The 12,264-nt window shown below is 62.6% G+C and carries 9 protein-coding genes; 8 read left to right on the top strand and 1 reads right to left on the bottom strand.

What is annotated here, in order from left to right:
- Nucleotides 1-181: 181 nt before the first annotated feature.
- Nucleotides 182-1,810: an MFS transporter gene (locus tag FJQ55_RS00820; protein WP_140825841.1), complete on the bottom strand. Its 1,629-nt coding sequence runs from the start codon at nucleotides 1,808-1,810 to the stop codon at nucleotides 182-184.
- 236 nt (nucleotides 1,811-2,046) lie between these two features.
- Here FJQ55_RS00820 and rimP point away from each other — a divergent pair, with 236 nt between their 5' ends.
- From rimP to pnp, 8 genes are all read left to right on the top strand, one after another.
- Nucleotides 2,047-2,643, top strand: a complete 597-nt coding sequence (rimP, locus tag FJQ55_RS00815; RefSeq protein WP_140829023.1) for a ribosome maturation factor RimP — start codon at nucleotides 2,047-2,049, stop codon at nucleotides 2,641-2,643.
- A 56-nt stretch (nucleotides 2,644-2,699) separates the two neighbouring features.
- Nucleotides 2,700-4,313: a transcription termination factor NusA gene (gene nusA, locus FJQ55_RS00810; protein WP_140825840.1), complete on the top strand. Its 1,614-nt coding sequence runs from the start codon at nucleotides 2,700-2,702 to the stop codon at nucleotides 4,311-4,313.
- Nucleotides 4,310-4,996: an RNA-binding protein gene (locus FJQ55_RS00805; protein WP_425467482.1), complete on the top strand. Its 687-nt coding sequence runs from the start codon at nucleotides 4,310-4,312 to the stop codon at nucleotides 4,994-4,996. The genes nusA and FJQ55_RS00805 overlap by 4 nt, the downstream gene beginning before the upstream one ends.
- A 101-nt stretch (nucleotides 4,997-5,097) precedes the next feature.
- Nucleotides 5,098-7,812: a translation initiation factor IF-2 gene (gene infB, locus FJQ55_RS00800; RefSeq protein WP_140825838.1), complete on the top strand. Its 2,715-nt coding sequence runs from the start codon at nucleotides 5,098-5,100 to the stop codon at nucleotides 7,810-7,812.
- Nucleotides 7,813-7,980: 168 nt separating this feature from the next.
- Nucleotides 7,981-8,385 (top strand): 30S ribosome-binding factor RbfA, encoded by a 405-nt coding sequence (gene rbfA, locus FJQ55_RS00795; protein ID WP_062278205.1) that lies wholly within the window; start codon nucleotides 7,981-7,983, stop codon nucleotides 8,383-8,385.
- A gap of 12 nt (nucleotides 8,386-8,397) precedes the next feature.
- Nucleotides 8,398-9,327 carry a tRNA pseudouridine(55) synthase TruB gene (truB, locus tag FJQ55_RS00790; RefSeq protein ID WP_140825837.1) on the top strand — a complete coding sequence of 310 codons (930 nt, stop codon included), beginning with the start codon at nucleotides 8,398-8,400 and terminating at the stop codon, nucleotides 9,325-9,327.
- Between the two features lie 163 nt (nucleotides 9,328-9,490).
- Nucleotides 9,491-9,760, top strand: a complete 270-nt coding sequence (gene rpsO / locus FJQ55_RS00785; RefSeq protein WP_062277372.1) for a 30S ribosomal protein S15 — start codon at nucleotides 9,491-9,493, stop codon at nucleotides 9,758-9,760.
- A 312-nt stretch (nucleotides 9,761-10,072) separates the two neighbouring features.
- Nucleotides 10,073-12,214: a polyribonucleotide nucleotidyltransferase gene (pnp, locus tag FJQ55_RS00780; protein WP_140825836.1), complete on the top strand. Its 2,142-nt coding sequence runs from the start codon at nucleotides 10,073-10,075 to the stop codon at nucleotides 12,212-12,214.
- Nucleotides 12,215-12,264 lie beyond the last annotated feature (50 nt).

Here is a 12,264-nt window from a genome sequence, read left to right as displayed (position 1 = left end):
AGAAGACCCCTCCCCACCCTCCCCACAAGGGGGAGGGCTTAACCCGGCCGCGCCGTCGCGCGTTTGAAATGAGCGGTGTGAGGGACTTCTTCTTCTCTCTTTTGTGGAAGCTGGCCCTCCTTCCTTCCAAGCGAGCGAGGGGCCCAAGGGATGGGGTTTATTCCCAAGGGGTTGCCCTGACTTAGGGGTGATCAATCGGGTGCTGGTGGAACACGTCATCCGAGGGAGGAATGGCCTGCCGTTCGATCATGCGATGGACATGCGGCGGTGAGGCGCCGCGATGGAGTTCCAGCAGACGGTCGGTGATCTCCGCATCGGCCTTTGTGCGCCGGTGGTTGTGGCGGACGTAATCCACCCAGGTCGGGACGTGATAGGTTTCGGTCCAGATATCGGGGTTTTCCAGATCGCGCATCAAGGTCCAGTTGCGGGCACCGTCGCGCAGACGGATGCGGCGACGCTCGACCATGACTGCCAGAAACTCCGGCATGTCCGCATCGGCGATTTCGAAATCGATCTGGATGACGATCGGGCCGCTGCGCGGGCGGATATCCAGCCGGAGCGACGGTTCGTTGAAGCGGTTCAGCGGGTCGAGATCGAGTGTGGCAAAGGCCGGCATGGGCAGGACGAAGCCGATGGCGACGCCCACCATCATCAGGATGCTGGAGGCGACCAGAGCCTCCGACGAGCCGGAATTTTCAGCGACGCTGCCCCAGAGCCAGCTGCCCGTGGCCATGCCGCCGAAGGTGGCGGTCTGGTAGAGCGAGAGCGCGCGGCCGACGACCCAGCGCGGGGTCGACAATTGCACGACGGTGTTGAAGAGCGACAGAGCCAGCACCCAGCAGGCGCCGGCGAGCACGAGGGCCAACGCCGTCAGCCAGATCGACGTGCTGATGCCGGTGACCGCAGCAGCGACCGCAAAGCCGGCGAAGGAGGCGCGGACGATATCCTCGCTCGACAGGATTTCGCGCAGGCGCTGATTGCCGAGGGCACCGAGAATGGCGCCGAAGCCGAAGGCGCCGAGCAGGCCACCATAGGACAGGGCTCCACCCGACAGCTGGTCCCGGGCGACGATCGGGAGCAGCGAGAGGATGGCGGTGGCGGTGAGGCCGAAGACGAAGCCACGAAAGAGCACCTTGCCGAGATTGGGCGACATGGAGACATAACGCAGACCGGCCCAGATGGCCTGGCCCAGTTGTTCGCGCGGCAGAGGGTTCTTGGGATAATCCGGCTTCCAGCGAAAGAGCGCGTAGACGATAGCGAAATAGGAGACGGTGTTGGCGGCAAAGGCGGCGGCCGCGCCGGCGAAGGCGACGATCATGCCACCGATGGCCGGGCCGACGCTGCGGGTGATATTGAAGCCCATGCTGTTCAGCGAGACGGCGGCGGCAAGATCCTGCCGCGGGACGATGTCACCGACCGAGGCCTGCCAGGCCGGATTGTTCAGCGCCGTGCCGCAGCCGATCAGGAAGGTGAAGCCGAGGAGCACCCAAGGGGTGATCAGCCCGAGGAAGGCAAAGAGCGTGAGCAGCGCCGAAACCGTGATCATGAAGAGCTGGGCGGCGATCATCACGCGGCGGCGGTCGAAACTGTCGGCGATCGCGCCGGCGACCAGCGAGAGCAGCATGATCGGCCCGGTGTTGGAGGCCTGGACGAGGGCCACCATGTTTTCCGAGGTCGAGATCGAGGCCATCATCCAGGCGGCCCCGACTCCCTGGATCAGCCCGCCGAGATTGGAGGAGATGCTGGCGAGCCAGATCCGCCGGTAGAACTCGTTGCGCAAAGGGGAAAGGGGGGAACGTCTGTCGGGCACGGGGTGGCTCGTCCTTTGGTCGGGGGAGAGCTGGCAAGCAGCCGGGATGAACTTGCAACATGCAACGCATCAGAGGCAAGAATGTTTTCGGCCCCTCGAAAAGCTTGCAATCGGCGGGGCGCTGGCGTATATGACGTTCAAATTCTTGATCGACAGATGAAGGGTGGGCCCGGAAGGACCCGCTCTTTTTTATTGGCGATCGTATCCAATCGGGAGTAAAACGATTGTCCGAAGACATGCCGCAGCCGCAACTCGGCGAAGCACGGATCATCACCGAGACGGGGCTCGACCGTCGCATCGCAGACATCATCGAGCCCGTGCTCGTGGCGATGGATTTCAAGCTGGTTCGTGTGCGCATGATGAACCAGAACGGCCTGACGCTGCAGATCATGGCGGAACGCACCGACGGCACGATGACCGTCGAAGACTGCGAAGCCGTATCGATGGTGGTATCGCCGGTGCTCGACGTCGAGGATCCGGTCGACAAGGCCTATCACCTCGAGGTTTCGTCGCCGGGGATCGACCGGCCGATGGTGCGCAAGTCCGATTTCACGCGCTGGACCGGCCATCTGGTCAAGTGCGAAACCTCGATCCTGGTGGACAACCGCAAGCGTTTTCGCGGCAAGATCACCGCGGTCAACGAGGATGGCTTCACGCTCGAGCGTGACCAGGTTGCTTATGGCGAAGAGCCGCGGGTGATGATCCCGTTCAATACACTGGCGGAAGCCAAGCTCATCCTGACGGACGATCTGATCCGTGACGCGCTGCGGGCCGACAAGCTCGCCAAGGCGCAAGCCGCGAACCAGAACGACGAAGACGACAGCGAAGAATAACGTTTGACCCAAAACCTCGCGGCAAGGCGCCCGGGGGTGAAGACGGAGACCTACACATGGCAGTCAGTGCTAACCGGCTCGAGCTCTTGCAGATCGCAGATGCCGTTGCCCGTGAAAAGGTGATCGACCGCGAAATCGTGCTCGCCGCCATGGCCGACGCGATCCAGAAGGCTGCCCGTTCGCGTTACGGCACCGAGACCAACATCCGCGCCGACATCAACTCGAAGACCGGCGAAATCCGCCTGCAGCGTCTTCTCGAGGTTGTCGAGAAGGTCGAGGACTACTCGACCCAGATCGCGCTGGAACTGGCCCGCGACCGCAATGTCGACGCCAAGCTCGGCGACTTCATCGCCGATCCGCTGCCGCCGATGGATTTCGGCCGTATCGCGGCGCAGTCGGCCAAGCAGGTGATCGTGCAGAAGGTACGCGAAGCCGAGCGTGACCGCCAGTATGACGAGTTCAAGGACCGCGTCGGCGAAATCATCAACGGCACCGTCAAGCGCGTCGAATACGGCAACGTGATCGTTGACCTCGGCCGTGGCGAAGGCATCATCCGTCGCGACGAAATGATCCCGCGCGAAGCCTTCCGCTATGGCGATCGCGTCCGTGCATACGTATATGATGTTCGTCGCGAGCAGCGCGGCCCGCAGATCTTCCTGTCGCGTACCCATCCGCAGTTCATGGTGAAGCTGTTCACCATGGAAGTTCCGGAAATCTACGACGGCATCATTCAGATCAAGTCGGTTGCCCGTGACCCGGGTTCGCGCGCCAAGATCGCCGTCATCTCGAACGATTCGTCGATCGATCCCGTCGGCGCCTGCGTCGGTATGCGCGGTAGCCGCGTCCAGGCCGTCGTCGGCGAATTGCAGGGTGAGAAGATCGACATCATTCCGTGGAGCCAGGATCCGGCCTCCTTCATCGTCAACGCCCTGCAGCCGGCGGAAGTCGCCAAGGTCGTTCTCGACGAAGACGCAGAGCGGATCGAAGTCGTGGTTCCGGACGAGCAGCTGTCGCTCGCCATCGGCCGTCGCGGTCAGAACGTGCGTCTCGCCTCGCAGCTGACCGGCTGGGACATCGACATCATGACGGAGGCCGAAGAGTCGGAGCGCCGTCAGAAGGAATTCAACGAACGCACCAACCTGTTCATGGATGCGCTCGACGTCGACGAAATGGTTGGCCAGGTTCTTGCCTCGGAAGGCTTCGCCCAGGTCGAGGAAGTCGCCTATGTGGACCTGAACGAAATCGCCTCGATCGACGGTTTCGACGAGGACACGGCGCAGGAAATTCAGACCCGCGCCCGCGAATACCTCGACAAGATCGAGGCGGAAATGGACGCCAAGCGACGCGAACTCGGCGTTGCCGACGAGTTGCGCCAGATCGACGGCATGACCTCGGCCATGATGGTCGCGCTCGGCGAAGACGGCATCAAGACGATCGAGGACTTCGCCGGCTGCGCCGCCGACGACCTGATCGGCTGGAGCGAGCGCAAGGATGGCGAGACGAAGAAGTTCGAGGGCCTGTTCTCGAAGTTCGACATTTCGCGCGCCGAAGCGGAAGCCATGATCGTGCAGGCGCGTCTCGCTGCCGGCTGGATCACCGAGGAAGACCTGGCTGCCGAAACGGCAGAGGCTGAAGCGGAAGGCGAAGCCGACGTCGAGCAAGAGGCGTGATGACCGCGCTGACGCCCGAGGCGCCGGAGAACGAGGACGACTTCGACCTCTCCGAAGCGAACGGACGGATGTGCATCGTCACGCGTGACAGCGGATCTCCCGAGACGCTGTTGCGGTTCGTGGCGGCACCTGACGGAACTGTCGTTCCCGACCTGAAGCGAGTGCTTCCGGGCCGGGGATGCTGGGTGAGCCCCCGCCGCGAGGCGGTGGACAGGGCCGTGGCGAAGAAGCTCTTCGCCCGCGCCCTGAAACGGGACGTGAAGGCGGATCCGGAACTCGGGGCCGCCGTCGACCGTCTGCTGGTTGCACAGCTGACGGGCATGATGAACATGGCGCGCAAGGCCGGCCAGTTCATCAACGGCGCCGCCAAGGTGGAGGCAGCCGTGCGAAGCGGCGAGGCCATCGCAGTGTTCCATTCGACGGACGCTGCGGCGGACGGCATACGAAAGATCGACCAGGCCCGAAAAGCCTGGCACCTCGGGACAGGAGCGGATGCGGAAATTCCCGCATTCCATCTTCTGAGCGGGGCGGAATTGGACGAACTGATGGGTCAGAATGCGTTTATGCATGCTTGCGCGCTTGCAGGGCAGGCGGGTGAGGGTGTAGTGAAACGCGCAACTCTGCTCGAAACCTATCGCAGCCCGGTGCTGCAGGTCTCGAGCGCTGGCCCGAAACCACAATGACGCGGTCACCGGCGAAAGCCGGCCTCCGTGGTTTAGGACAGTATGTGAACGGCGTGGTCTGATGCTCGGCATCCGGCCTCGCTCGAAGGAACGGGAACGGAATGACCGACAACAAAGACGACAAGACTATCGGCGTGAAGAAGACACTCACCCTGAAGCCCTCGGGGATGAGCCAGGGTACCGTGCGCCAGGACATGGGGCGCGGCCGTACGAAGTCGGTCGTCGTCGAGACGGTGAAGCGCCGCCCGACCCGCCCGCTGGACGAAAAGCCGATTACACCTATCACGACACCTGCGCCCCAGGCGCCCGTCGCCGCGCAGGCGCCGGCACCTGTCACTGCCCGCCCGGCCGCTACACCCACCCCGACGCCGACCCGCGTCCATCAGCCGACACCGCAGCCGCAGCGTCCCCAGCAGCCGCAGCGTCCTCAGTCCTCGCAGCCGCAGCGCCCGCAACCTTCGCAGCCGCCTCGTCAGCAGGAGCGTCCTCGTGGTGCCGTCCTGCACGACCTGTCGGCCGGCGAGATGGAAGCCCGTCGCCGCGCGCTGGCAGAGGCCCAGGTTCGCGAAGTCGAGGAAGCCAAGCAGCGTTTGATCGAAGAGGCTCGCCGCAAGGCCGAAGCCGAGGAAGCTGCACGCCTGGCTGCCGAAGAAGCCGCACGCCGGGCGGCTGAACCGCAGCCGGAGCCTCAGCCTGAACCCGAAGTTGCCGCCGAGCCGGTTGCAGAGCCGGTGGCTGCTGCGCCCGCTCCGGTGAACCGCACGGCAATTCCGCAACCCGGCGCTCCCGGTTTCGTGCGTTCGCGCAAGACCAATGACGAAGATGAGAGCCGTGCTTCGCCGCGCACGATCCCCGGTCGTGGCAAGGTTGCCATGCCTGTGGTCGCCAAGGTCCCTGCTCGTCCGAAGGTCGAAGAAGATCGTCGCCGCGGCAAGCTGACCGTCACTACTGCCAATGTCGATGATGACGGCACCGCTCGTGGCCGTTCGCTCTCTGCCATGCGCCGCCGGCAGGAGAAATTCCGCCGTTCGCAGATGCAGGAAACCCGCGAAAAGGTCATGCGCGAAGTGATCCTGCCTGAGACCATCACGATCCAGGAACTGTCGCAGCGCATGTCCGAGCGCGCCGTCGACGTCATCAAGTACCTGATGAAGGAAGGCCAGATGATGAAGCCGGGCGACGTCATCGACGCCGACCTTGCAGAACTGATTGCCACCGAATTCGGCCATACTGTGAAGCGCGTTTCGGAATCCGACGTTGAAGAAGGCATCTTCAACGTGAAGGACGATGAAGGCGAGCTGGTGTCGCGTCCGCCTGTTGTCACCATCATGGGTCACGTCGACCACGGCAAGACCTCGCTGCTCGACGCCATCCGCAAGACTTCGGTCGTCTCTGGCGAAGCCGGTGGCATCACGCAGCATATCGGGGCCTACCAGGTCGAGCAGAACGGCCAGAAGATCACCTTCATCGACACCCCCGGCCACGCCGCGTTCACCGCGATGCGTGCCCGTGGCGCCCAGGCGACCGACATCGCGATCCTCGTGGTCGCGGCCGACGACAGCGTGATGCCGCAGACGATCGAATCGATCAACCACGCCAAGGCGGCCAACGTGCCGATCATCGTGGCGATCAACAAGATCGACAAGCATGAGGCAAACCCGGACAAGGTTCGCCAGCAGCTTCTGCAGCATGAAGTTTTCGTCGAATCCATGGGCGGTGAAGTGCTCGACGTCGAGGTTTCGGCGAAGAACAAGCTGAACCTCGACAAGCTGCTCGAAGCGGTTCTGCTGCAGGCCGAAATCCTCGATCTGAAGGCCGACCCGACGCGCACTGCCGAGGGCGTTGTCATCGAAGCCCAGCTCGATCGTGGCCGCGGTGCGGTTGCGACCGTTCTGGTCCAGAAAGGTACGCTCAAGCCAGGCCAGATCATCGTTGCCGGCGATCAGTGGGGCCGCGTTCGCGCGCTCGTCACCGACCAGGGTACGCACGTCAAGGAAGCCGGTCCGGCCATGCCGGTCGAAATCCTCGGCCTGTCGGGTACGCCTGCTGCCGGCGACCGTTTTGCGGTTGTTGAAAACGAGGCACGCGCTCGTGAAATCTCCGAGTATCGCCAGCGCCTGGCGCGCGACAAGGCGGCTGCCCGCCAGTCCGGCCAGCGCGGCTCGCTCGAACAGATGATGAGCAAATTGCAGAACACCGGCTTCAAGGAGTTCCCGCTGGTCATCAAGGGTGACGTGCAGGGTTCCGTCGAAGCGATCGTGGCTGCCCTCGACAAGCTCGGCACCGACGAAGTGCGGGCCCGGATCGTCCATTCGGGCGCCGGCGCCATCACGGAATCGGATATCGCACTGGCTGAGTCCTCGGACGCCGCGATCATTGGCTTCAACGTTCGTGCCAATGCACAGGCGCGCACGGCTGCCGAGCGTGGCGGTATCGAGATCCGCTACTATAACATCATCTACGATCTGGTGGATGACGTGAAGGCAGCGATGTCGGGCCTACTCTCTCCGGAGCGTCGCGAAACCTTCCTCGGCAATGCCGAGATCCTCGAAGTGTTCAACATCACCAAGACCGGCAAGGTCGCGGGTTGCCGGGTCATCGAGGGCAAGGTGGAACGTGGTGCTGGCGTGCGCCTGGTGCGCGACAACGTCGTCATCCACGAAGGCAAGCTCAAGACGCTCAAGCGCTTCAAGGACGAAGTCTCCGAAGTGCCGATGGGTCAGGAATGCGGTATGGCCTTCGAGAACTACGAAGACATCCGCGCCGGCGACACGATCGAGTGCTTCCGCGTGGAGCACATCACGCGTACGCTCTAAGCGCGGCCGCTTCGACACGATCTACTTCGGGCGCCGGATATTCCGGCGCTCGCTGTATTTCGAGAGGATGCCGCCTGTTCTGCAGGCCGGCTCCAGACGACTTCATCCGATGCATCCGGACGCAACCGCTTTGTGGACTGCACGACCGATGCGAAAGGCAAGACGACCATGACAAAACCAACCTCTTCGGCACCTTCGCAGCGCATGCTGCGCGTCGGCGAGCAGGTGCGTGCCGCGATCACCCAGGTTCTTCAGCGCGGGGAAGTGAACGACGACGTCATCGAGAAGACCGTGATTTCGGTCTCGGAAGTGCGCATGTCGCCGGATCTTAAGATGGCAACGGCCTATGTGGCGCCGCTCGGGGTTTCAGACCATGATGCGGTCATCGCAGCGCTCAACAAACATGCGAAATTCATTCGCGGGCGGATCGGCGGCCAGCTTAGGCAGATGAAATACATGCCGGAAGTGCGCTTCCGCGACGATACCAGCTTCGACAATTACCAGAAGATCGACGCTCTGCTGCGCTCGCCCGAAGTCCAGCGCGACCTCGGCTCCGACGACGAACAAGACTAAGAAAAGACATCAATGTCCAAACCCAGAAAGCCCAAGGGCCGTCCGATTTCGGGCTGGCTCATCCTCGACAAGCCTGTCGATTTCGGTTCCACCGAGGCAGTCGGCAAGATCAAATGGCTGTTCAACGCCCAGAAGGCGGGACACGCCGGGACGCTCGATCCACTTGCCTCGGGCATGCTGCCGATCGCGCTTGGCGATGCGACCAAGACCGTGCCTTACGTGATGGATGGGCGCAAGATCTACGAATTCACCGTGACCTGGGGTGAAGAGCGTTCGACCGACGACCTCGAAGGCGAAGTGACTGAGAGTTCCGACCAGCGCCCGAGCGAAGAGGCGATCCGTGCACTGCTGCCGAGCTATACCGGCGTGATCAACCAGATCCCACCGCAGTTTTCCGCGATCAAGATCGCCGGCGAGCGGGCCTATGATCTGGCACGCGAAGGTGAAACCGTCGAGATTCCCTCACGCGAAGTCGAGGTTCATCGACTGACGCTGCTGAAATGCGAGGCCGACCGGGCATACTTTGAAGTCGAATGCGGCAAGGGCACTTATGTGCGTTCGCTGGCACGCGACTTCGGTCGCGAACTCGGCTGCTACGGCCATATTTCAGAGCTGCGCCGCAGCTATGTCGCGCCGTTTGCCGAGGAGATGATGGTGCCGCTGGCCGATCTCGTCGCCCTTGAAGCGATCGAGGACAAGGACGAGCGTCTGGCAGCGCTGGATGCCTTCCTGGTCGATACGGCAGAAGCCCTGTCGGCTCTGCCCCAACTTCGGATCACCGAGGACCAGGCGCATCGGCTGCGCATGGGCAATCCGATCATCGTGCGCGGGCGGGATGCGCCGGTTTCCGAACCCGAGGCGGTGGCGCTTTCGGGCAGCAAGCTCGTTGCGATCGGCGAGATTGCCGGTGGCGAGTTTCATCCACGCCGCGTCTTCAACTGAAAACTGCCGCCGCCTGCTCTTTTCTTTGGCATCTTTCCTTATGCCCGGGAATGGAGTATAGGCGGCACCAGCTTGTGCCCATGGCGCATGCATTCACGGCCAATGCTGGACGACATCCCGGCGTTTGGCGACCTGTTTCTCCTTAATTCAGAAAGGATCCACGATGTCGATCACTGCAGAGCGCAAGGCCGCCCTCATCAAGGAATACGCAATCAAGGAAGGCGACACCGGTTCTCCGGAAGTTCAGGTCGCGATCCTGACCGAGCGTATCACCAACCTGACGGAACACTTCAAGGGTCACAAGAAGGACAACCACTCGCGTCGTGGCCTTCTGACCATGGTTTCGACCCGCCGTTCGCTTCTCGACTACGTCAAGAAGCAGGACGAGGCTCGTTACACCAGCCTGATCACCCGTCTCGGCATCCGCCGCTAAACAGTTCCCGGCGGGTCTTCTGTCACGAAGATCCGCCGGTTGCCTTTCCGGGTGAGGCCAATGAACCCGTACCCCGTTCCGCGCATGGATTTGCCCGGGACGACTGACAGGCCGGATGGGCCGGTCCTGTCGATACCAACCGATGACCTGTCATGGGGCAGGATTGTTGGATGCTTCCGCGCCAAGAGCGTTTGCGGGATGACCCGCCGGATCCGAAGCCTCCCACTGTCTTGCCCGTGATCGCGTCAGCACATTGCAGATCCTGCGAGCCCCCTTAACCGGCGGCCCGGAGCTGCATATGAAGGACAAGATATGTTTGATGTTCACAGCGTTGAAATCGAGTGGGCAGGGCGCCCGCTGAAGCTGGAAACGGGCAAGATCGCCCGCCAGGCCGATGGCGCCGTTCTCGCCACCTATGGCGAAACCGTCGTTCTCGCAACCGTCGTTTCGGCCAAGGCGCCGAAGCCGGGCCAGGACTTCTTCCCGCTCACCGTCAACTACCAGGAAAAGACCTATGCCGCCGGCAAGATCCCGGGTGGCTATTTCAAGCGCGAAGGTCGTCCGTCGGAAAACGAAACGCTGGTTTCGCGCCTGATCGACCGTCCGATCCGCCCGCTCTTCCCGGAAGGCTACAAGAACGACACGCAGGTCGTCGTCACCGTCATCCAGCATGACCTGGAAAACAACCCGGACATCCTTTCGATGGTCGCCACCTCGGCAGCGCTCACCCTGTCGGGCGTTCCGTTCATGGGCCCGGTCGGCGGCGCCCGCGTCGGCTATATCAACGGCGAATATGTTCTCAACCCGCATCTCGACGAGATGGATGAATCGGTTCTCGACCTCGTCGTCGCCGGCACGTCAGACGCCGTTCTGATGGTCGAATCCGAAGCCAAGGAACTGAACGAAGACGTCATGCTCGGCGCCGTCATGTTCGGTCATCGCGGCTTCCAGCCGGTCATCGACGCGATCATCAAGCTCGCCGAAGTCGCTGCCAAGGAGCCGCGCGAATTCGAACCGGAAGATCATTCCGCTCTCGAAGCGGAAATGCTCTCGATCGCCGAGACCGAGCTGCGCGCTGCCTACAAGATCACCCAGAAGGCCGATCGCTACGCCGCCGTCGACGCCGTCAAGGCCAAGGTGAAGGCGCACTTCTTCCCGGAAGGCGAAGAGCCGAAGTACACCAACGAAGTCGTCGGTGCCGTCTTCAAGCACCTGCAGGCCAAGATCGTTCGCTGGAACATCCTCGACACCAAGAGCCGTATCGACGGCCGTGACCTGTCGACCGTTCGTCCGATCGTCTCGGAAGTCGGCATCCTGCCGCGCACGCATGGTTCGGCGCTGTTCACCCGCGGCGAAACCCAGGCGATCGTCGTTGCGACGCTCGGTACCGGCGAAGACGAACAGTATGTCGACAGCCTGACCGGCATGTACAAGGAACGCTTCCTTCTGCATTACAACTTCCCGCCCTACTCGGTCGGTGAAACCGGTCGCATGGGCTCCCCGGGCCGTCGCGAAATCGGCCACGGCAAGCTCGCCTGGCGCGCCATTCGTCCGATGCTGCCGTCGCCGGAACAGTTCCCCTACACGCTGCGCGTCGTTTCCGAGATCACCGAGTCGAACGGCTCGTCCTCGATGGCAACCGTCTGCGGCACCTCGCTCGCTCTCATGGACGCCGGCGTTCCGCTGGCAAAGCCGGTTGCCGGTATCGCCATGGGCCTGATCCTGGAAGGCGACCGCTTTGCGGTTCTCTCCGACATCCTGGGTGACGAAGACCACCTCGGCGACATGGACTTCAAGGTTGCCGGTACCGCTGACGGCATCACCTCGCTGCAGATGGACATCAAGATCGCCGGCATCACCGAAGAGATCATGAAGGTCGCTCTCGGCCAGGCTCAGGGCGGTCGCAAGCACATCCTCGGCGAAATGGCGAACGCCCTGTCGGAAAGCCGTGGTCAGCTCGGCGAATTCGCTCCGCGCATCGAAGTGATGAACATCCCGGTCGACAAGATCCGCGAAGTCATCGGTTCGGGCGGCAAGGTCATCCGCGAAATCGTCGAGAAGACCGGCGCCAAGATCAACATCGAAGACGACGGCACGATCAAGATCGCTTCGTCCTCCGGCAAGGAAATCGAAGCGGCCCGCAAGTGGATCCACTCGATCGTTGCCGAGCCGGAAGTCGGCGTGATCTACGAAGGTACGGTCGTAAAGACCGCCGACTTCGGCGCCTTCGTCAACTTCTTCGGTTCGCGTGACGGCCTCGTGCACATCTCGCAGCTGGCTTCCGAGCGTGTTGCCAAGACCTCCGACGTCGTCAAGGAAGGCGACAAGGTCTGGGTCAAGCTGATGGGCTTCGACGAGCGCGGCAAGGTTCGCCTGTCGATGAAGGCCGTCGACCAGGCCACCGGCAAGGAAATCGTTGCCGAGAAGAAGGACGGCGAAGCCGCCGCTGAATAAGCGCGCTTTCGTTCGATCCAATCCGAGGCGCGGGAGACATCCCGCGCCTT

Origin of the sequence: Rhizobium glycinendophyticum (genome assembly GCF_006443685.1) — a bacterium.
In the GTDB taxonomy this organism is placed as follows: Bacteria; Pseudomonadota; Alphaproteobacteria; order Rhizobiales; family Rhizobiaceae; genus Allorhizobium; species Allorhizobium glycinendophyticum.
This window is presented reverse-complemented; position numbering and strand designations above follow the sequence as displayed.

What these genes read in the sequence shown, in the direction of transcription:
- rimP (WP_140829023.1), top strand. Translation starts at nt 2,047, where the DNA reads ATGCCGCAGCCGCAACTCGGCGAAGCACGGATCATCACCGAGACGGGG.
- nusA (WP_140825840.1), top strand. Translation starts at nt 2,700, where the DNA reads ATGGCAGTCAGTGCTAACCGGCTCGAGCTCTTGCAGATCGCAGATGCC.
- infB (WP_140825838.1), top strand. Translation starts at nt 5,098, where the DNA reads ATGACCGACAACAAAGACGACAAGACTATCGGCGTGAAGAAGACACTC.
- rbfA (WP_062278205.1), top strand. Translation starts at nt 7,981, where the DNA reads ATGACAAAACCAACCTCTTCGGCACCTTCGCAGCGCATGCTGCGCGTC.
- truB (WP_140825837.1), top strand. Translation starts at nt 8,398, where the DNA reads ATGTCCAAACCCAGAAAGCCCAAGGGCCGTCCGATTTCGGGCTGGCTC.
- rpsO (WP_062277372.1), top strand. Translation starts at nt 9,491, where the DNA reads ATGTCGATCACTGCAGAGCGCAAGGCCGCCCTCATCAAGGAATACGCA.
- pnp (WP_140825836.1), top strand. Translation starts at nt 10,073, where the DNA reads ATGTTTGATGTTCACAGCGTTGAAATCGAGTGGGCAGGGCGCCCGCTG.